Raw genomic sequence first — 18,640 nt, forward strand, 5'->3', positions numbered from 1 at the left:
CGCAACTCAAGCAAACGTTGCCAGTTACGTGGTTTTGGGCCGAGCTTCGATCACAACAAAGGCCTGCGCCCAAGGGTGATCATCGGTTAACGTCACATGAATGATCGCCTCGAACCCCTCTGGCGTCATCGTATCAAGCCGCTCTTTGGCCCAACCGGTCACAGCCATTGTCGGCTGACCGCTGCGCATATTGGTCACCGCCATATCTTTCCACGAAATTCCCATAGCCAGCCCAGTTCCCAAAGCTTTAGAGCACGCTTCTTTTGCGGCCCAACGCTTTGCATAGGTGCCCGCCACATCTTTACGGCTTTCGGATTTTCGTTGTTCAACGTCAGTGAAAACACGTGTTTTGAACCGATTCCCAAACCGCTCAAGCGTGCCCGTAATTCGGTCAATATTTGCAAGATCTGTGCCAATGCCAAGGATCATAGAATGTTTCAAACCAATTTCGATGTGACGACTTTAAGCGCAGCATAACCAAACAATGCGGCGAAAGCGCCATCAAAAACGCGGTGCATCCGCAGATAGCCTTTCGAAATAACGCTGGCCGAAAATACAAAAGCCATCACTGCCATCACGAACATCGACACCATCAAGCACGACGCTCCAACCTGCAGCATCGCGATAGGGGTGGCGCTCGCAGGCACGACGACGGCAAACAAAGAGCCCCAAAAGAGCGCAGCTTTTGGGTTCATCACATGGATCGTAAAACCGCGCAACCATGCCCGCCGATGTGTTTCAGAACGCGCGATCACATTGGGCTGCCCGCCGTGCAAAGCACCCCGCGCCGATTTAAACGCAAGGTATAAAAGATACCCAGCCCCCGCATATCGCAGAACTTCAAACATCCACACATGCGCGACCATCGCAGCCCCAAGACCCAGTCCCGCAACTGTCGCCCAAATTATTGAGCCATTCCAAACGCCAAAAGCGACAGCCAGACCTTTGGTCCGCCCGCCCCCCATAGCCGCGCCAACGATTGCAAGAATAGCCGGCCCAGGCGAGGCAACTGCAATCGCCCAACCCAAAAGTATGGGCCACAATTCTGCAACAGAAATCATTCCCGCGCCTCATCCATCAGACGACGCATTTCAGCGATGGCTGGTTTTAAACCACGAAAAATAGATTCGCCGATCAAAAAGTGGCCGATATTCAACTCAACAATCTGCGGCAAAGCAGCGATAGGTTGCACCGTTTCATAGGTCAATCCATGCCCCGCGTGAACTTCAAGCCCTAGTCCATTTGCAAAATCGGCCATTTCCATCAGGCGCTTAAGTTCGTCATCACGCGCGTCAAATTTGCCTTCAGCGTGCAGGTCGCAATAAGCACCAGTGTGTAGTTCAACCACAGCAGCACCGATACGGTGCGCGGCTTCGATTTGCGGCCGATCTGCTGCGATGAAAATCGATACACGGCTGCCAGCCTCGCGCAAGGGGGCAATAAAATGGGCAAGACTGTTTTCTTCGCGCGCAACTTCCAGCCCGCCCTCGGTTGTCCGCTCTTCGCGTTTTTCTGGTACGATGCAAACCGCATGGGGCTTATGGCGCAATGCGATCGCTTGCATTTCAGGTGTCGCAGCCATTTCAAAGTTTAACGGCACGCTGAGATGTTCGACAAGCGCATCAATGTCAGCGTCCGTGATGTGGCGGCGGTCTTCGCGCAAGTGCGCTGTGATCCCATCTGCACCCGCTTCTTCGGCCAATTTAGCCGCACGGACGGGATCAGGATACGCCGATCCACGCGCATTGCGCACTGTTGCCACGTGATCGATATTCATTCCCAAACGAAGGGGGGCCAAAATGGTCATAGGGCTGCCTTTCTCGACGCCAGCATCACCTGCGAAAACCTGCAAGCGGATTGCTTTGTGAGGGGTAAAATAGAGAGGTGAGCGTGAAAGGAAACCGACAATTTATGATCACCCCCATAACGATTTACGCTACGACTTATGGTGGGACTTAAGCCCCGCAGCTTTACGGCGCAATTCTTCAAGTTTCGCCTTTAAGCGTCCACGCCTGCGGTGCTGATACGCGGTGATCATCGGTAAACTCAAAAAATAGGCAGCAAGGCCTGCCACAGATCCAAGCAACACCCCTCCAATCAGATAGGGAAAAAAGACTTCATGACCAAAGCGCGCGAGCGCGTCCCAATTGGCAACTTCGTGGCTGAAAAGCGCATAAAAATTATGCAGTAAATCATGCCCTGCGTCATAGAATTTTCCAACAAACGATCGTTCATGTAGCGGCCCAGTTTCGGTGCCCAGCAAAAAGTACCCCGTTTTTAACGAGATCACAGCGATAGGCACATAGGTCAAAGGGTTGCCCGCGAACGTCGCCAAAAGCGCCGCCAAAACGTTTCCGCGAATGAGTTTGGCGAGAATGCCTGCGACGATAAAATGCAGGCCAAACATTGGCGTGAAAGCGGTAAAAACGCCAGCGAAAATGCCGCGTGAGATACGATCCGGGGTTCCAGGCAAACGGTTCAAGCGCAACCGCATATAGCGCACAGCGCGCGACCAACCGCCTTTGGGCCAAACCCACTGCGCCACCCATCGAATTGGGGTCAGTTTATCTCGGCGTTTAAAAACCACGCGGCTTCCTTATGCGCAGCCCCTTAGGGCTTTTTGTTCAAATCTCTAACCCTGCGAACCCGCGCAACATCACTTTCAGCTTCGACAGCCAGCATGATCGCATGGAGATGTTCAATATCACGCACATCCACATCAACGATCAGCCTAAAGAAATCTGGTTTCCTATCGATGAATGTCAGATCAGATATATTGGCCTTTTGTTCACCTACAAGGGTGCAGATACGGCCCAACACACCCGTGTCATTTGAAATCGTTATATCCAAAGACACGGCATGGATCGCACCATGCGGCCCTGAATGCCAGCGCAGATCAACCCAGCGATCGGTTTCAGATTCAACATCTTCCAACGCGGGGCAATCTATCGCGTGTAGCATAACCCCTTTGCCGCGATATGTGATCCCCACAATTCGCTCGCCGGGCACAGGTTGGCAACACTTCGCGCGATTATAAGTTTGGTCTTCGCTCAACCCCAAGACAGCCCGCTTGGCATCGACATCGCCTGAGGCGTGCACCAGCTCAGGATAGACCGCTTTAACAACATCTGTGGCGGTCAATTCAGCCGAGCCCATCCGCGCAAGCAATTCTTCAGTTGAAGGCAGTGACAATTGCTTTGCCGCTGTTGCCAGTGCTTTTTCAGAAGCCTTTTTGCCCACATGTTCAAACGCCACACGTGCCAATTCACGGCCAAGTTTAACAAAACGCCCACGGTCTTCTTCACGTAGCGATTTGCGAATCGCAGCCTTGGCGCGGCCTGTGACCACGATATCAAGCCATGTACCTTGGGGGCGCTGGCCCTCTGCAGTCAGAATTTCAACGGATTGACCATTTTTCAACCGCGTCCAAAGTGGCACACGAATACCATCCACCTTGGCGCCAACACAACTGTCACCGATGCGGGTGTGAATGGAATAAGCGTAATCAAGCGGCGTCGCGCCCTTGGGCAGCTTGATGACTTCGCCTTTGGGCGTAAAGCAAAACACCTGATCCGAGTACATTTCAAGCTTAACATGCTCTAGAAATTCGCTGTGATCGTCTGAGTTTTCAAAGCGTTCTGTCAGTTGCGCCAGCCATTTGGCAGGATCAACAGCAAAGGGGTTTTGCGCGCGCACTCCATCGCGATACGACCAATGCGCCGCCACGCCGCCCTCTGCAACTTCGTGCATTTGACGCGTGCGGATTTGCACCTCAACCCGCTTGCCATCGCGCCCCGACACCGTGGTGTGGATCGAACGATAGCCGTTGGTTTTGGGCTGAGAAATATAGTCTTTGAACCGCGTAGGCACAGCGCGCCAACGTTGGTGAATCACGCCTAATGTGCGGTAACAATCACCCTCAGAATTGGTGATGATTCGGAACCCATAAATATCAGACAGACGTGAAAAGCTTTGCTGCTTTTCTTCCATCTTGCGCCAGATTGAATAGGGTTTTTTTGCACGACCAAACACGTCAGCCTCGACACCTTCGCGTTCCAATTCCGTGCGGATGTCGTTCGTGATCTTGTAAATCACATCGCCCGTCTCACGTTGCAGCGTGATAAAGCGACGAATGATCGAATTACGAGCTTCGGGATTGATCACGCGAAAGCTTAAATCCTCAAGCTCTTCACGCATCCATTGCATGCCCATACGACCTGCAAGCGGTGCAAAAATATCCATCGTTTCACGGGCTTTTTGCAGCTGTTTTTCGGGGCGCATGGATTTGATCGTACGCATGTTGTGCAAACGGTCAGCCAGCTTGACCAAAATCACCCGTAGGTCTTTGGACATTGCCATGAACAGTTTGCGAAAATTTTCGGCTTGTTTGGTTTCAGAGCTGGACAGTTGCAGATTGGTCAGCTTGGTCACACCATCAACCAACTCGGCCACATCTGTACCAAACTTACGTTCGACTTCGCTATACGTCGACTTCGTATCTTCGATGGTGTCATGCAGCAGCGCGGTGATGATCGTTGCGTCATCCAATGCTTGCTCTGTCAGAATCGCAGCCACGGCAATTGGGTGCGAGAAATACGGCTCGCCCGAGTGACGAAACTGTCCCTCATGCATTTCTAGACCGTAGGCATATGCCTCACGGATCAAATCTGCGTTCGTTTTAGGATTGTAGTTGCGGACCAAGGCGATCAGGTCTTCGACGTCGATCATTCGGTCCGCACTCTTCTTACTTGGGCCAGAGCTGTGGGCTCTTGGCGCAAAATTACCGTTGCCCTTGAGCTTCCATCAAAGCACGCAAAAGCTTTTCTTCAGACATGTCGTCTTCAGCAGGCTGATCAGTTTCTTGCCCCATAAGAAGCGCCATTTGGTCTTCTTCTGGTTCATCAACTTCGATCTGCGTCTGATTTGATTCGATCTGACGTTCACGCAGCGCTTCCGCCAACTGTGTTTCTTCTGCAATTTCACGCAAAGCAACAACAGGGTTTTTGTCGTTGTCGCGGTCAACTGTCAAAGCAGAACCCGCTGAAATTTCACGCGCACGATGTGATGCAAGCATCACAAGTTCGAAGCGATTCGGAACTTTATCTACGCAATCTTCTACTGTCACGCGAGCCATGAGATCTCCAATTCCAACTGGGCGAGGGATACAAGCGCCCTATCTAGGGCCTTGCCCCGCAATTGACAAGGCACCTTCGGCACAAGCTTTGCGCCTTTTTTGCTGTTTCACAAAGGTTTTATCCCCTGAGTTTCACTTATTGGCAACGCATCGCATAGCATCTGCGCTGTTTTGCCCGATACAGGGTGAATCCAGTCCGGATAAACATCACACAAGGGAATCAGTACAAATCCACGATCTTGGATGCGTGGATGTGGCAATATCAAACCTGTTGGCGCGTTTTGCATCTGCGCCTGCACAGGCAAATCTTTCCAATGGTTATATGTATCCAAATCGGGAAATATCCTATTTTCATAGGACAATATATCTATGTCCAAAGTACGCCCTGCCCAACGCACCTGTCTTGCGCGGCCAAACTTAACCTCAACCTCGTGCAATTGCGTTAACAGGTCATCAGGACTGTGTGGTGTATCTACCACAGCAACCAAGTTGATATAGTCAGGGCCAGCCCCCGCAGGGAAGCACGGTGTTTCATAGAATCGGCTGCGCGCCACCACATGGCTACCTAAAGATACTAAAGTATCAATGGCAGAAACTATAGTATCATCCACCGACCCTATCGATGATTCTAAATTTCCGCCAAATGCAAAAACCACGCGGTTTTTCGCGAATTGCAAAGATTTATCTCGCAGCATGACAGCAACCCTATATATTTAGACATGTTCCACTGGGTAGATATTCGTATTACCCACTTCACTCTAACGCCAAGCGCCTCTGATTTACTGGTACGCGCATGCCCAAATAACACAAGGACTACTGGAATGTTCTATAGAGATGAACGTCTCGCTCTGTTCATCGACGGATCGAACCTTTACGCAGCAGCCAAGGCGCTGGGGTTTGATATCGATTACAAATTGCTCCGACAGGAATTTATGCGTCGCGGAAAACTTCTGCGTGCGTTTTATTACACTGCGTTGCTCGAGAACGATGAGTATTCTCCAATCCGTCCTTTGGTCGATTGGCTGAACTACAACGGCTTTAATATGGTGACCAAACCCGCCAAGGAATTCACCGATTCCATGGGTCGCCGTAAAATCAAAGGCAACATGGACATCGAACTTGCTGTTGATGCTATGGAACTTGCCCCGCACGTTGATCACATTGTGATCTTCTCTGGCGATGGTGATTTCCGTCCTTTGGTTGAAAGCTTGCAGCGACAAGGCGTGCGCGTTTCTGTCGTATCAACAATCCGCTCACAACCTCCAATGATTGCAGATGAATTACGCCGCCAAGCGGACAACTTTATCGAGTTGGAGGAACTGAAAGATGTTGTCGGACGCCCACCTCGTGAAAACTACGATGGGCCTGAAACTGAAATGCAGCCAGAATAAGCGGTCAATTGTTTTGTGTATTTGGGTAATGATCTCAAAGCCCCTTCGCGTTTTAGCGTGGGGGCTTTTTTTTGGCCTCCTTCTTGCCTCGCAATTTCGCCCACGCCCCCAAATGTGTCAGCGCCTTTCAATTCTTCGCGCAACCCCATGGACCTAAGCTGCCTTGCACCTTAGATATTGTTCAAAGAATGGATGGACGATGACGCACAGCTTGACCAAACCAGCCCTTACCCTGTATCTCGCCGCCCCCCGCGGCTTTTGCGCAGGCGTGGACCGCGCGATCAAAATCGTGGAACTCGCGATTGAGAAATGGGGCGCGCCCGTCTATGTGCGTCATGAAATCGTGCACAATAAATTCGTGGTCGATAGCCTGAAAGACAAAGGCGCTGTGTTCGTTGAAGAACTGGATGAATGCCCCGATGATCGCCCTGTGATTTTTTCAGCCCATGGTGTACCCAAAGCGGTGCCTGCAGAGGCTGCCAAGCGCGAAATGATCTATGTCGACGCCACATGTCCGTTGGTGTCGAAAGTCCACATCGAAGCGGAACGCCACTCGGAAGCTGGCCTGCAAATGGTGATGATCGGTCATGACGGCCACCCTGAAACCATCGGCACAATGGGACAATTGCCAAAAGGCGAAGTCTTGCTGGTAGAAACCCCAAGCGATGTTGCGGGGCTTGAGGTGCGCGATCCGTCTAAATTGGCGTTCATCACCCAGACCACGCTATCGGTAGACGATACCATCGACATCATCGCCGCCCTGCGCGCGCGGTTTCCAACCATTGTTGGCCCTCATAAAGAAGACATCTGCTACGCCACCACCAATCGTCAAGCCGCGGTCAAAGCCATCGCGGGCAAAATCGACGGACTGCTGGTGATCGGCGCGCCCAATTCATCAAATTCCAAACGACTTGTCGAAGTTGGATCTGCCAACGGCTGCGCCTATGCGCAATTGGTCCAACGTGCGACTGATATTGATTGGCGTTCGCTAAGCACGATTTCGTCCATCGGAATCACCGCGGGGGCCTCTGCGCCTGAAGTGTTGGTCAACGAAGTGATCGATGCCTTTCGTGACCGCTTTGACGTGACCGTCGAATTGGTTGAAACTGCTCAAGAAAATATTGAATTCAAAGTGCCGCGCGTCTTGCGTATGCCTGCCTAAATCCACTTCGGAAGGACCGATATGCCCGAAATTCACGCATGGACTGATGGTGCTTGCTCTGGAAACCCTGGCCCTGGCGGCTGGGGCGTTTTGATGCGCGCTATGGATGGCGCAACAGTGCTCAAAGAACGTGAACTCAAAGGCGGGGAAGCGGACACGACCAACAATCGTATGGAGCTTTTGGCCGCAATCAATGCGCTTGAAACACTGAAACGGCCCACTGATATCACCATCACCACCGATAGTGCTTATGTAAAAAACGGCGTCACAGGCTGGATTCACGGCTGGAAACGCAACGGCTGGAAAACCTCGAACAAAAAACCCGTGAAAAACGTTGATCTATGGCAGCGCATTGATGCCGCCCAAGCCACGCACAAAGTGACATGGAAATGGATCAAAGGTCACGCAGGCCACGCGGAAAATGAACACGCCGACGAACTGGCCCGCGCAGGCATGGCCCCGTTTAAAAAGACACGCGCATGAATTTCATCCCGATCCTAGATTACGCCTCGGTTTTGGTCTTTGCCTTGTCAGGCGCATTGGTGGCATCGCGCCAGCAGCTTGATTTGATTGGCTTTGCCTTTATCGCCTGCCTGACAGCCGTCGGCGGGGGCACTATTCGCGATGTGCTGCTCAATCGCGATGCCGTATTTTGGATTGAGGAGCCCGCCTATATTGTCTTAGCAGTGACCACATCTGTCGTGGTATTTTTCACAGCACACCGCTTAGAGAGCCGAATGAAAGCCATTGTTTGGGCAGATGCTGTGGCGCTTGGGGTTGCTGTGGCGGCGGGATCTGGTGTTGCTTTAAAACTGGGACATTCCCCAATCATTATCGTTCTTATGGGCGTAGCGACGGGCAGTTTTGGTGGGTTGATGCGCGATGTGGTGTGCAACGAAGTGCCGCTTATCTTAAAACAAGGCGAACTTTATGCGTCAGCTGCGTTTGCCGGATCTTTGGTGTTGGTTCTTGGTGAAAACCTTGGGCTTCAGCCTGTGTACACCTATGCCGCGTGTTGCGTCCTGACGTTCACGTTGCGGGCTGGTAGCATCTTGTTTGGCTGGACTTTGCCAAGTTATAAATCACGTCCGCCCCGTGTCTAAGTCTTTATAAATACCACGTTGCCGCGATGCCAATACAACAGACGACGAACCAGCCGCCGGGCCGAAACATCAGCCAAACACAAAGGCCAAACAGAATGCGGACCGCCATACCAGGAATGGCAAGTAGGCCAAACACTTAGCTGTTCTCTTTCAGTTTTTTCCAAATCCAGATCAGCAAAAGCGCACCAAGCACAGCGCCAACAAAGCTGCCCAAAGCCCCAGCGAGCACACTAACAGCGCGCAAAATAAGACCGCCAATCAATGCGCCAGCAATGCCAATAGCGATGGTCATCATCACGCTCGTATTCATTTTCAAAACGCGCGTGGCTAAAAACCCCGCTGCAGTGCCGACAATGATGAGCATTAAAATTGGCATACGTATTTCCTATCTTTTACGCCAATGTGTTGGCACGATGATCAACGCCCCAAGGGACGACACGATGGCGTTCACCCCTGCAGGACGCAAACCAATGCCAAACATCAGTTTGATGAAATACGCCAAAAATGCGCCGCCGATACAGATTATAATCGACTGCAAATAACCGTTCCGGGTAAATCCCGTTTTCTCGGTGATGTAGCCAACGATCCCTGCGATCACCACAGTGCCGATTAGAACTGGAAACATTTTACGCCCTCACGCGAACAGAGTGCCTTTTGGCAACTCAAGACCTTTGAGTATTTCACCCACAGGCATAGCACGTTTTCCTGCGCGCTGTGCCGTAAGAATTTCGACAGCGCCATCCCCGCACGCAATAGTGAATGCGCCGACAACTTCGCCCGCTTGCCCCGAAGCCTCGCTGAGGCGGCACATATGGAACTTGATCCGCTCATCGTTGTACGTGGCCCATGCCCCCGGAAACGGAGAAAGTCCACGAATTTGACGATCCACAACACTTGCTGGCTGCGACCAATCAATTTTGGCCTCGGTCTTGTCGATTTTCTTAGCGTAGGTCACGCCCTCAACAGGCTGTATTTCAGGCGTCAGCGTCGGCAATGCAAACAGCGCATCCACAATGGCGGCAGACCCAATTTCAGACAGGCGATCATGCAATGTTTCCATCGTGTCATCGGCTTCGATATTTGTTTCAAGCCGCAGCAACACAGGCCCCGTGTCCAATCCCGATTCCATCTGCATAATGCAAACGCCTGTCTCGGTATCGCCGGCCAAAATAGCGCGATGAATCGGTGCAGCCCCGCGCCACCGTGGCAGCAAAGATGCATGAATGTTCAGGCAACCCTGTGCGGGCGCATCCAGCAGCGCTTGCGGTAATATCAGCCCATAGGCGACAACAACCGCGACATCCGCCTCAAGTGCTGCGAAGGCAGCAACGTCTGCAGGGTCTTTGAAATTCAATGGGTGACGCACCATCAAGCCGTGCTCTTCGGCGCGAGCCTGCACAGGCGTTGGGCGATCTTTTTTACCGCGCCCCGCTGGGCGTGGTGGCTGACAATAAACGCAGGCGATCTCGTGCCCTGCCGCGATCAATTCATCAAGAACAGGTACCGAAAACTCAGGTGAACCCATGAAAATCACTCTCATGATATGGCTCCTGTTTTTTTGGCTTTTTTCAAAAACATCTGACGCTTCACTGGCTTGAGAGCATCAAAATACATCTTGCCGTTCAGGTGATCGATCTGATGCTGCACCGAGGTGGCCCATAGGTTCACAAAATCGCGCTCTTCCACATCGCCACTCTCATTCAAAAACCGCACAGTCACAGCACGCGGGCGTGAGATAACGGCGGACATGCCGGGCAAATTAGGAGATGCTTCTTCGTGTTCGCGCGGCTGCGCTGACGCATGCAACACTTCGGGGTTGGCCATCAGCACTGCTTTGCCGCGCTCTTGCGAACAATCCACAACGGCCAAACGTTGCATCACACCGATCTGCGGCCCAGCCAGACCATAGCCCGGCATGGCATCCATCGTCTCGACCATATCGGCCCAAATGCTGCGAATCTCATCGGTGATAGCCTCAACAGGGGCGGCCACCGTTTTAAGGCGTTTGTCAGGGTAAGATACAAAAGGGCGTGCGGGCATAGGTCACCATCTCAATGAAAACTGCTTGGATTTCATCGCAAGCTTGCGGGCGCCTACGACACTTTGGCTCACTCGCGGGCCATCTCGCGTTTGTATTTTTGCATCTTACGGGTGATCATCTGACGCCGCATTGGTTTGAGATAATCAATGAAAAGCGTGCCATTCAAATGGTCTATCTCATGCTGCACGCAGGTCGCCCAAAGCGCATCGAATTCTTGTTCTTTGACTGCGCCATCCACATCTTGCCACGTCACACGCACCATTGTGGGGCGTTCAACTTCGGCATATTGACCGGGGATCGACAGACATCCCTCTTCATACACGTTGCGGTCTTCGCTTTCCCAAACCACAGCGGGGTTCACCAACACCATGGGATCAGGCGTTCCGCCTTCTTCTTTCACGCAATCCATGACGATCAAGCGATTCATCACGCCGATTTGCGGTGCGGCCAAACCAATACCCGGCGCATCATACATGGTTTCCAGCATATCATCAGCAAGCCGCGCGAGTTCGGTGTCAAACGCGCTCACGGGATCGCATGCCTTTTTCAGGCGCGGGTCGGGGTGGATCAAGATCGATTTCAGAGTCATGATCTGCATTTAGTCAAACTTGGCCTGCAGTGCAACATAGGCCCATCGTCGTTTACGCTGCACACCATCAGAAAATGTGGTTTTTCTTTCACAAAATTGCTGATTAGGATGCGCGCAACTGAAAGGAACACCCTATGTCGACACTGTCCCCCTTTGATGAGGTCATCCCCCGCCTTGGCACCCATTGTGCAAAATGGGACCTGATGGAGAAAGTCTATGGCGTGCCTGCCAAAGATGGGATCGCTATGTGGGTGGCCGACATGGACTTTCGCCCCCCTGCCTGTGTGCAAGATGCACTCGAAAACATGGTCGATCATGGCATATACGGCTATTATGGTGATGAGACCGCCTATACAGACGCTATTTGTTGGTGGATGAAAAACCGTCACGGTTGGGACATTAAAGCCAATTGGATTTTCACCACCCATGGTCTCGTCAACGGAACAGCAATGTGCCTTGATGCGTTCACCAAAGAAGGCGACGGTGTTGTGCTGATGACGCCCGTGTATCACGCCTTTGCCCGCACCATTGCAGCGGCAGATCGCAAAGTTGTTGAATGCCAGCTTGCGTTGAATGATGGCAAATACGTCATGGATTTCGACACGTGGGATGCGCAAATGCAAGGGCATGAGACCATGCTAATTTTGTGTTCGCCCCACAACCCCGGCGGGCGCGTTTGGTCACACGATGAATTGCAAGGTGTGGCAGATTTTTGCAAACGGCATGATCTGATTTTGGTTTCTGACGAGATTCACCACGATCTGGTGTTTGGCGGTGTTAAACACACACCTATGGCGCAGTTCAAAGACATCACTGATCGTTTGGTGATGATGACTGCGACCACGAAAACCTTTAACATCGCAGGCACCCATTCGGGCAATGTGATCATCGAAGATGACACCCTGCGCCAACGCTTTGCCAAGCGCATGATGGGCATGGGGATTTCCCCCAATTCCTTTGGTTTGGTCATGGCAACCGCCGCCTATTCCCCCGAGGGCGCGGCTTGGGTTGATGATCTTGTGGCTTACTTGGCTGAAAATCACCGCATCTTTGATGCCGCAATCAATGCCATTCCCGGACTTAAATCTATGCCCTTGGAAGCAACCTATCTGGCGTGGGTGGACTTTGCCGGCACCGGTATGAGCCGCGAAGAATTCACCCAGCGCGTTCAAAAACAAGCACGTATTGCGCCCAATCATGGGCCAACATTTGGGGCGGGCGGCGAGACGTTTTTGCGATTTAATTTGGCCACGCCACGCAGTGTTGTTATCGAAGCAACCCAGCGCCTGACCAAAGCATTTGCTGATTTACAATAGCAACAGCGCCGCGCACTCAGTGGCGCGGCAACAATGCGACCGGCGCGTCATCGGGCTGGTCGTAATCCAAAGGAACGCGATCGGTTGCAGCAGTAGAGCGCTTGAAATCAAAGCTCATCTCAAAGCCGTCATCTTGTGAGGCAACGATGAGCGCCTGATACAAATGACGTGCGCCATCATAAATATCGACGTGACCGCGCAAGTGATCTGCATTTTCACGCTCGACCGCAAAGCCTTCATCCCACAAACGCAAAATTGGATAAACATCATCGCCCGCACGCACCCGTAACCGAGAGCGGCGCTTCAAGTCTCGTTTGCGTGCCATCTCAAGCCCTTCACGAACTTCTTTTGGCAAGAAATCTGATGCATATTCAGACATAATATCTCCATCCAATCCATATTGCGAGCGTTAAGAGCATCATCAACGAATTATGCTTCTGATCAAGTTAACCTTTTGTGACGTCGAATTTGTAAACTCAATGAGTCACCCTATTACCGCACCTTGGGTCGCAGCACATGCGGCATGTCCGGATCATATAGGGCGGAATCTTTGAAATTCGACACCTCACCAAGCGCAGGCCCTACCAAAATCAACGCCGTACGGGTGATTTTTTCAACGCGCACCTTTTCGCGAATATCACTTAGCGTTCCACGGATCAGCATTTGATCGGGCCACCCCACACGGTACACCACCGCCACAGGACAATCTGCCCCATAATAAGGCACAAGCTGGCGTTCAATTTCGCGCAAATTTCGCACACCCAAATGGATCGCCATAGTGGCCCCCGTTTTGGCAAAATTTTCCAAAGTCTCGCCCGCAGGCATCGACGTGGATTTCATCGAAACCCGCGTTAAAACAATAGACTGCGCTATTTCAGGGATCGTCAATTCTTGCCCTAATGCAGCGGCAGCGGCCGCATATGCGGGCACACCTGGGATGATTTCATAGTCAATTCCATCGGCCCGCAGTCGGCGTATTTGCTCGGCAATTGCTCCATACAACGATGGATCACCAGAGTGCACGCGCGCTACGTTTTGGCCTTTGTCATGGGCAATTTTGATCTGAGCATGAGTCTCATCCAACGTCATCGGCGCGGTGTCCATCACCAACGCGCCGTCTGGCGCGCCAGCCACAACTTCGGTAGGCACAAGCGACCCTGCATACAAACACACGGGACATTCGCCGATAAGGCGCTCTGCCTTTTTCGTCAAAAGTTCAGGGTCACCGGGGCCTGCGCCAATAAAAAATACTGTCATGACAGGTCTCCGTCAATTTTACGCGCATAGCCACGCGGGGTATACATCCGCGGACCTTCACCTAATTGCGCCAAACGCGAATTGCTGGACCCGATCAACACAACCGTCAGCATATCAACCTCGTCGACTTCTAGTTCATCAAGCCTACGGTAGCGTACATTTTCAGTGGGCCGCCCCAGATTAGACGCCAACATAACAGGCGTATCTGCTGGGCGATGCTCTAGCAATATATCCCGCGCCTCGGCCAGCAAAGTGCGGCGCTTCATCGACACTGGATTGTAGAACGCGATAACAAAATCGCCCTCGGCAGCCGCGTTCAAACGGCGCACAATGTCAGCGCGTGGCGTCAACAAATCAGACAGTGAGATTGCACAGAAATCATGGCCCAAAGGCGCGCCGGCACGGGCAGCAGCACCTTGCAGCGCTGAAACGCCGGGCGAACAAACCACTTCAACACGGTGCGCAGCATCAGATACGCCATGTTCCTCAGGACCGCGATCTAACAGCTCAAACACCAAAGCGGCCATGGCGTAAATACCCGCATCGCCCGAACACACCAACGCGACATTTTTGCCTTTTGCAGCCTGTTCTAGGGCATAACGGCACCGATCCTCTTCGCCACCCAGTGGAAAATCAGAGCGTATTTTGCCAGCCGCAATTGGCCCAAGCAGATCAATATAAAGCCCATAGCCCACAAGTTCTTCAGCTTGCGACACAAATTTCGACACCTCAGGCGTACGCCATGCAGCTTGGCCGGGACCTATGCCAACAACGGACAAACGGCCACGTGCGCGGCCTGCAAATTCAGTGATCGGCGTAGCGCTGCGCGTCAAAGCACAAGTCGTATTCGCAGTTTTTAGTTTCTCAACACTCAACGTTCCACCTGCGGCCAAAGCAGCCCCTTCTGAAACGCCGTGACAGCCCACTTCTGCAAACACCACCTCAGATGGGTTCGCCAAATCCGCAGCCTGTTCTTCCAATTCAGCAGCCGTGAACAGGCGCAAAGGCACATTCAAACGCTTGGCCAGTTGGTTCATCGCGGGCTCGTCAGCTTTGAGATCGATGGTGTTCACCGACGCGATTGCGCCTGCCGCTATACCATTGTCATACAACGCTTTTTGCACCAAGTCCCACAGCTCTTGCGGATCCGCATTGCGGGCACATCCAACGCCCAGAGCATAGCGCTGCGGGTGATAAACCAACTTGTTTGCATTGCCTTCGACGGGCGCGTCTGTAACGCACAATTCGACCGATCCATCGACATCTTCGATGCCAAATATGTTTTCGCCAATCAGGCTGACCCCCTCGCCCGATAACAAAGACGCCATGGCTTCTTTGGCATCATCAGGGTTGGCCAAACGGTAGCCTTCAGGAGGCTCATCTAGGGCTATGCCAAGACCTATATCGCCAGCGGTTGTGATCGCGGCTTTTGCGCCCAATCCCAGCGCAATGTCACGTGCCATGCGATTGGCACCGCGATGACCGCCCAAAAGCGGGATCACGACAGCGCCATCATCAGAGACAGACAACACAGGTGGTTCACTGCGTTTGTCAGACAGCAAAGGGGCCACCGCGCGGATCAAAATACCCGACGCACACACACCAATGATCGGCACTCCAGCCGCAAACAAATCACGCGCATGATCCAAAGCATTGCCGAACGTCACATCACAAGATGTACGCCCCTCTCGGCCGTGCAAATCAGCATTTAGGAGAGATGCAACCTTGCGAGCCACCTCTTCGCCAGAGCGGTTCAGACATAGGACGACAGGTTTTACAGCCACGGATCGGCCCCTTTCACAATCAAAATCATAGAGAAATACGGCGCTGTTTCCGGCGCGTCTTTCAGTGGTTTCACAATCTCGTCCGCACCTGTGGCACGCTCGATATAAACGGAATTTTCAGTCAGCCCTGCGGCCTCAATCAGCGCCCGTACGGCGGCAAAATGACGACCCAATTTCATCACAATTATAGTGTCTGCATTGTGTAAGATATCTGTATGGCACGCGTCGGCATTCTGTCGGTTTTGTGTACCGACCAATAAAGGCGCGGGCAAAACGGTCATCACTTCGTTACGCGCCACTAGCGGCAATTTGGCAACGGCGGCACAGGCCGTGACAGATGTCACGCCCGGAACGATCTCGACGTCATAGGCCGATTTCAAACGCGCAAAAAGATACATAAAGGAGCCGTAGAAAAACGGGTCCCCTTCGCAGAGTACAACAACATCTTGGCCCGAATCCAACAGAGTGGCCATTTCGGACGCACCCTGATCATAGGCCGCTTGGGCAGGGCCGCGCGCGACGGTCATCGGCACATCCATGGCAATCTCGCGGGTGCCATCCGTGATAAAATCCGCAGCAATTGACCGCGCAAAAGACGCGCCACCAGCAAGCGTTGGATAGGCAATCACAGCAGCCTCGCGAATAAGACGCGCAGCTTTGAGTGTCATCAATTCCGGATCACCGGGCCCAAGCCCAATACCATAGACTTTACCACGTTTTTGTGGGCCGCGTTTCATTTGGGTCATAGCTTTATGATGCTCCACTGCGTCAACGGCATGGCCGCGCGCCAACCTGTGAGCTTGCCAACGGGTTCGGCGCGGCTGATGGCGATGCGCGTCAAATCCCCACCGTGTTTTGAAAAGAGATCTGCGAGAACAGCTTCGCCTTCAAGTGTCACGGCGTTGGCAACCAAACGCCCATGGGGTTTCAGTGCAGACCATGCGGCTGCGAACGTTTCATGCGATACCCCGCCACCGATGAAAACGGCATCGGGCGCTTTGAGATCGCTCAGCGCATTCGGCACCTCGCCGTCAATCACCTGCAAATTGGGCGCACCTAAAGAGATCGCGTTTTCCAGTGCCATAGCGCGACGATCCGCACGGCGTTCAATGCCAATCGCACGACTGTCGCGGGCGGCCCGCATCCATTCGATCGCGACCGAGCCAGACCCACAGCCAATGTCCCACAGCAAAGCACCACGCATCGGCCTGAGCTTGGCCAAGGTGACAGCACGGATGTCGCGTTTGGTCATTGTACCATCTGAGACGAACACCTCATCAGGCAGACCCACACGCGGCAAGGGCGCTGTGTTTGCGTCCAAGATGCACTCAATCGCAAGGCTGTGAAACTCAGGGACGTCATCTGTCCAGTTCGCGGCGGTACCGTCAAAACGCGTTTCATCTTTGCCGCCCATATGTGCCAGCACCGTCATTTTGGACCCGCCGTACCCGCGTGTGACCAAAAGTTGCGCTATTTGCGCTGGGGTCTCAGAGCCCGCGGTGAGTAAAATGAGTTTTTGATCTGGGGCCAGAAACGGCACAATAGTTTCAGTCGCACGACCATGCACGGTCAGCGTTTCGACGCCAGACAGCCCCCAATGCAAACGCCCAGCAGCCAATTGAAATGCCGAGACTTGTGGGTGAAACAGGGTATCTGTTGAGGCGAAATGTTTGGCAATCAGCGGACCGACCGAGTACCAAAGCGGATCACCTGTGGCCAAAACTGCAACCTGTTTGCCGCGCAGGTTTTGCAGTGTTTCGGTCAAAGCACTGAAAGGCGACGGCCACGAAATACGCGTCGCGGTTAGATCAGATGTCAGCGCATGATGGCGCGTACCACCAACAATAACATCCGCGTTTTCCAAAACGGCGCGGGTCGCGGGCGTCAGGCTGTCCAGTCCATTGTCGCCCAAACCGATGATATGGAGCCACGCTGTCATTCGCCAATTTCCGGCAAGCCCACGGCCAAAGCATTAACCGCGGCAGAGGCAATCGCAGACCCACCACGCCGTCCACGCAAGGCGACGAAATCGCAACCGCGAGGATTGGCGGCAAGTTCGGCTTTGGATTCGGCGGCACCGACAAAGCCCACGGGGAATCCAAGGATCACTGCGGGTTTTGGAGCGCCTTGGTCGATAAGTTCCAGCAGGTGAAATAGGGCTGTCGGCGCGTTGCCGATGGCCACAACTGCGCCCTCTAAGTGGTCTGCCCAAAATTCGACAGCTGCGGCAGAGCGCGTGTTGCCGATGGTTTTGGCGTGATCTGGTGTGCGCGGATCATTGAGCGTGACGATGACTTGGTTGTCGGCTGGAAGGTAGCGCCGGATGATGCCAGCGCCCACCATTTCACAGTCGCACAAGATCGGCGCGCCTTTGGCTAAGGCCTCGTGACCCGCCATATAGGCGTCTTTGGAATAGGCCAAACGATCTGCGACCTCGACCATTCCACACGCATGGATCAGGCGAATGGCAAGACGTTCCATACCTGCGTCAAAGCGGTCGAGCTTGGCCTCAGAACGCACAGTTGCAAAGCTCGCAGCATAGATGGCAAGCGGATCTTTTTCATAGGGCCGCATCAATCTTGGAGCCTTTTTGACGGGCGTGATGGGCGTATCAGCCGCTTTTTGCAGCGCAATTTTATGCCCTAAACCAAGAATACTAGCTTCGTGATGCAAGATGTCAGACTGGTCTTTGGGTGCGCTCAGCACCGCAGACAGGATGCCGTCATGATCAAGTTGACGCAGCGCACGCGCGTGCGTTTCAACTTGGGTTTTATCATGGGGTTGATCGTCTGATTTGGCAATTTCGATCAAAGAGGGAAAGACTTCGGCGGCCACGTGACCGCGCCCTTCGCCAAAGGTTTGA

23 protein-coding genes are annotated in these 18,640 nt (G+C 53.0%); 5 read left to right on the plus strand and 18 right to left on the minus strand.

Features of this window, described 5'->3' with window-relative positions; genetic code table 11:
- Positions 1-24: 24 nt before the first annotated feature.
- The 7 genes from acpS to folK all read right to left on the minus strand — a co-directional run bounded on the left by acpS (position 25) and on the right by folK (position 5,829).
- On the minus strand, positions 25-429 hold the full coding sequence (gene acpS, locus BM025_RS11070) for a holo-ACP synthase (protein WP_085848166.1): 405 nt from the start codon (positions 427-429) through the stop codon (positions 25-27).
- An 8-nt stretch (positions 430-437) separates the two neighbouring features.
- A complete protein-coding gene (locus BM025_RS11075; RefSeq protein ID WP_244515619.1) occupies positions 438-1,061 on the minus strand; it encodes a LysE family translocator in 624 nt (207 codons plus the stop codon).
- Positions 1,058-1,807: a pyridoxine 5'-phosphate synthase gene (locus BM025_RS11080; protein ID WP_085848428.1), complete on the minus strand. Its 750-nt coding sequence runs from the start codon at positions 1,805-1,807 to the stop codon at positions 1,058-1,060. Before BM025_RS11080 ends, BM025_RS11075 begins: the two co-directional genes overlap by 4 nt.
- 129 nt (positions 1,808-1,936) lie before the next feature.
- On the minus strand, positions 1,937-2,587 hold the full coding sequence (locus BM025_RS11085) for a DUF2062 domain-containing protein (RefSeq protein ID WP_085848165.1): 651 nt from the start codon (positions 2,585-2,587) through the stop codon (positions 1,937-1,939).
- A gap of 23 nt (positions 2,588-2,610) precedes the next feature.
- Complete coding sequence (locus BM025_RS11090) at positions 2,611-4,728, minus strand: RelA/SpoT family protein (RefSeq protein WP_085848164.1); 2,118 nt, start codon at positions 4,726-4,728, stop codon at positions 2,611-2,613.
- Between the two features lie 52 nt (positions 4,729-4,780).
- Complete coding sequence (gene rpoZ, locus BM025_RS11095) at positions 4,781-5,134, minus strand: DNA-directed RNA polymerase subunit omega (RefSeq protein ID WP_085848163.1); 354 nt, start codon at positions 5,132-5,134, stop codon at positions 4,781-4,783.
- Between the two features lie 107 nt (positions 5,135-5,241).
- Positions 5,242-5,829 carry a 2-amino-4-hydroxy-6-hydroxymethyldihydropteridine diphosphokinase gene (folK, locus tag BM025_RS11100; protein WP_085848162.1) on the minus strand — a complete coding sequence of 196 codons (588 nt, stop codon included), beginning with the start codon at positions 5,827-5,829 and terminating at the stop codon, positions 5,242-5,244.
- 126 nt (positions 5,830-5,955) lie between these two features.
- On the opposite strand from folK, the gene BM025_RS11105 reads away from it, so the two are divergent.
- From BM025_RS11105 to BM025_RS11125, 4 genes are all read left to right on the plus strand, one after another.
- Positions 5,956-6,525 carry a LabA-like NYN domain-containing protein gene (locus BM025_RS11105; protein ID WP_085848161.1) on the plus strand — a complete coding sequence of 190 codons (570 nt, stop codon included), beginning with the start codon at positions 5,956-5,958 and terminating at the stop codon, positions 6,523-6,525.
- A 211-nt stretch (positions 6,526-6,736) separates the two neighbouring features.
- Positions 6,737-7,687, plus strand: coding sequence for a 4-hydroxy-3-methylbut-2-enyl diphosphate reductase (gene ispH / locus BM025_RS11115; protein WP_085848427.1), 951 nt, complete (start codon positions 6,737-6,739; stop codon positions 7,685-7,687).
- Positions 7,688-7,708: 21 nt separating this feature from the next.
- Complete coding sequence (gene rnhA, locus BM025_RS11120; RefSeq protein WP_085848159.1) at positions 7,709-8,170, plus strand: ribonuclease HI; 462 nt, start codon at positions 7,709-7,711, stop codon at positions 8,168-8,170.
- On the plus strand, positions 8,167-8,790 hold the full coding sequence (locus BM025_RS11125) for a trimeric intracellular cation channel family protein (RefSeq protein ID WP_085848158.1): 624 nt from the start codon (positions 8,167-8,169) through the stop codon (positions 8,788-8,790). The genes rnhA and BM025_RS11125 overlap by 4 nt, the downstream gene beginning before the upstream one ends.
- A gap of 136 nt (positions 8,791-8,926) precedes the next feature.
- Here the strand turns inward: BM025_RS11125 and BM025_RS11130 are convergent, their stop codons facing one another.
- From BM025_RS11130 to def (BM025_RS11150), 5 genes are all read right to left on the minus strand, one after another.
- Positions 8,927-9,166, minus strand: a complete 240-nt coding sequence (locus tag BM025_RS11130; RefSeq protein WP_085848157.1) for a GlsB/YeaQ/YmgE family stress response membrane protein — start codon at positions 9,164-9,166, stop codon at positions 8,927-8,929.
- A gap of 9 nt (positions 9,167-9,175) precedes the next feature.
- Positions 9,176-9,415, minus strand: a complete 240-nt coding sequence (locus BM025_RS11135; protein WP_085848156.1) for a hypothetical protein — start codon at positions 9,413-9,415, stop codon at positions 9,176-9,178.
- Positions 9,416-9,424: 9 nt separating this feature from the next.
- Entirely contained in the window at positions 9,425-10,330 is a 906-nt protein-coding gene (gene fmt / locus BM025_RS11140) for a methionyl-tRNA formyltransferase (protein WP_085848155.1), read from the minus strand.
- Positions 10,327-10,830: a peptide deformylase gene (def, locus tag BM025_RS11145; RefSeq protein ID WP_085848154.1), complete on the minus strand. Its 504-nt coding sequence runs from the start codon at positions 10,828-10,830 to the stop codon at positions 10,327-10,329. Before def (BM025_RS11145) ends, fmt begins: the two co-directional genes overlap by 4 nt.
- Before the next feature lie 68 nt (positions 10,831-10,898).
- A complete protein-coding gene (gene def / locus BM025_RS11150) occupies positions 10,899-11,420 on the minus strand; it encodes a peptide deformylase (RefSeq protein ID WP_085848426.1) in 522 nt (173 codons plus the stop codon).
- Between the two features lie 134 nt (positions 11,421-11,554).
- Here def (BM025_RS11150) and BM025_RS11155 point away from each other — a divergent pair, with 134 nt between their 5' ends.
- Positions 11,555-12,736 (plus strand): MalY/PatB family protein, encoded by a 1,182-nt coding sequence (locus BM025_RS11155; protein ID WP_085848153.1) that lies wholly within the window; start codon positions 11,555-11,557, stop codon positions 12,734-12,736.
- Positions 12,737-12,752: 16 nt separating this feature from the next.
- Here the strand turns inward: BM025_RS11155 and BM025_RS11160 are convergent, their stop codons facing one another.
- The 6 genes from BM025_RS11160 to BM025_RS11185 form a co-directional block, all read right to left on the minus strand.
- Positions 12,753-13,115: a hypothetical protein gene (locus BM025_RS11160; protein ID WP_085848152.1), complete on the minus strand. Its 363-nt coding sequence runs from the start codon at positions 13,113-13,115 to the stop codon at positions 12,753-12,755.
- 113 nt (positions 13,116-13,228) lie between these two features.
- Positions 13,229-13,993, minus strand: a complete 765-nt coding sequence (cobM, locus tag BM025_RS11165) for a precorrin-4 C(11)-methyltransferase (RefSeq protein ID WP_085848151.1) — start codon at positions 13,991-13,993, stop codon at positions 13,229-13,231.
- Positions 13,990-15,777 carry a precorrin-3B C(17)-methyltransferase gene (gene cobJ, locus BM025_RS11170; protein ID WP_085848150.1) on the minus strand — a complete coding sequence of 596 codons (1,788 nt, stop codon included), beginning with the start codon at positions 15,775-15,777 and terminating at the stop codon, positions 13,990-13,992. The genes cobM and cobJ overlap by 4 nt, the downstream gene beginning before the upstream one ends.
- The gene (cobI, locus tag BM025_RS11175; RefSeq protein ID WP_244515621.1) at positions 15,768-16,523 is read right to left on the minus strand and encodes a precorrin-2 C(20)-methyltransferase; all 756 of its coding nucleotides are present in this window, start codon (positions 16,521-16,523) and stop codon (positions 15,768-15,770) included. The genes cobJ and cobI overlap by 10 nt, the downstream gene beginning before the upstream one ends.
- Positions 16,520-17,716, minus strand: coding sequence for a precorrin-6y C5,15-methyltransferase (decarboxylating) subunit CbiE (gene cbiE, locus BM025_RS11180; RefSeq protein ID WP_085848149.1), 1,197 nt, complete (start codon positions 17,714-17,716; stop codon positions 16,520-16,522). Before cbiE ends, cobI begins: the two co-directional genes overlap by 4 nt.
- Positions 17,713-18,351: a precorrin-8X methylmutase gene (locus BM025_RS11185; RefSeq protein ID WP_085848424.1), complete on the minus strand. Its 639-nt coding sequence runs from the start codon at positions 18,349-18,351 to the stop codon at positions 17,713-17,715. Before BM025_RS11185 ends, cbiE begins: the two co-directional genes overlap by 4 nt.
- Positions 18,352-18,640: the final 289 nt, after the last annotated feature.

Origin of the sequence: Pacificibacter marinus, from assembly GCF_900109555.1 — a bacterium.
GTDB classification, from domain to species: domain Bacteria; phylum Pseudomonadota; class Alphaproteobacteria; order Rhodobacterales; family Rhodobacteraceae; genus Celeribacter; species Celeribacter marinus_C.

What these genes read in the sequence shown, in the direction of transcription:
- BM025_RS11090 (WP_085848164.1), bottom strand. Translation starts at nt 4,728, where the DNA reads ATGATCGACGTCGAAGACCTGATCGCCTTGGTCCGCAACTACAATCCT.
- cbiE (WP_085848149.1), bottom strand. Translation starts at nt 17,716, where the DNA reads ATGACAGCGTGGCTCCATATCATCGGTTTGGGCGACAATGGACTGGAC.
- acpS (WP_085848166.1), bottom strand. Translation starts at nt 429, where the DNA reads ATGATCCTTGGCATTGGCACAGATCTTGCAAATATTGACCGAATTACG.
- BM025_RS11160 (WP_085848152.1), bottom strand. Translation starts at nt 13,115, where the DNA reads ATGTCTGAATATGCATCAGATTTCTTGCCAAAAGAAGTTCGTGAAGGG.
- BM025_RS11075 (WP_244515619.1), bottom strand. Translation starts at nt 1,061, where the DNA reads ATGATTTCTGTTGCAGAATTGTGGCCCATACTTTTGGGTTGGGCGATT.
- cobM (WP_085848151.1), bottom strand. Translation starts at nt 13,993, where the DNA reads ATGACAGTATTTTTTATTGGCGCAGGCCCCGGTGACCCTGAACTTTTG.
- cobI (WP_244515621.1), bottom strand. Translation starts at nt 16,523, where the DNA reads ATGACCCAAATGAAACGCGGCCCACAAAAACGTGGTAAAGTCTATGGT.
- BM025_RS11155 (WP_085848153.1), top strand. Translation starts at nt 11,555, where the DNA reads ATGTCGACACTGTCCCCCTTTGATGAGGTCATCCCCCGCCTTGGCACC.
- rpoZ (WP_085848163.1), bottom strand. Translation starts at nt 5,134, where the DNA reads ATGGCTCGCGTGACAGTAGAAGATTGCGTAGATAAAGTTCCGAATCGC.
- def (WP_085848426.1), bottom strand. Translation starts at nt 11,420, where the DNA reads ATGACTCTGAAATCGATCTTGATCCACCCCGACCCGCGCCTGAAAAAG.
- BM025_RS11185 (WP_085848424.1), bottom strand. Translation starts at nt 18,351, where the DNA reads ATGCGGCCCTATGAAAAAGATCCGCTTGCCATCTATGCTGCGAGCTTT.
- BM025_RS11105 (WP_085848161.1), top strand. Translation starts at nt 5,956, where the DNA reads ATGTTCTATAGAGATGAACGTCTCGCTCTGTTCATCGACGGATCGAAC.
- BM025_RS11080 (WP_085848428.1), bottom strand. Translation starts at nt 1,807, where the DNA reads ATGACCATTTTGGCCCCCCTTCGTTTGGGAATGAATATCGATCACGTG.
- BM025_RS11135 (WP_085848156.1), bottom strand. Translation starts at nt 9,415, where the DNA reads ATGTTTCCAGTTCTAATCGGCACTGTGGTGATCGCAGGGATCGTTGGC.
- folK (WP_085848162.1), bottom strand. Translation starts at nt 5,829, where the DNA reads ATGCTGCGAGATAAATCTTTGCAATTCGCGAAAAACCGCGTGGTTTTT.
- fmt (WP_085848155.1), bottom strand. Translation starts at nt 10,330, where the DNA reads ATGAGAGTGATTTTCATGGGTTCACCTGAGTTTTCGGTACCTGTTCTT.
- def (WP_085848154.1), bottom strand. Translation starts at nt 10,830, where the DNA reads ATGCCCGCACGCCCTTTTGTATCTTACCCTGACAAACGCCTTAAAACG.
- BM025_RS11125 (WP_085848158.1), top strand. Translation starts at nt 8,167, where the DNA reads ATGAATTTCATCCCGATCCTAGATTACGCCTCGGTTTTGGTCTTTGCC.
- BM025_RS11130 (WP_085848157.1), bottom strand. Translation starts at nt 9,166, where the DNA reads ATGCCAATTTTAATGCTCATCATTGTCGGCACTGCAGCGGGGTTTTTA.
- rnhA (WP_085848159.1), top strand. Translation starts at nt 7,709, where the DNA reads ATGCCCGAAATTCACGCATGGACTGATGGTGCTTGCTCTGGAAACCCT.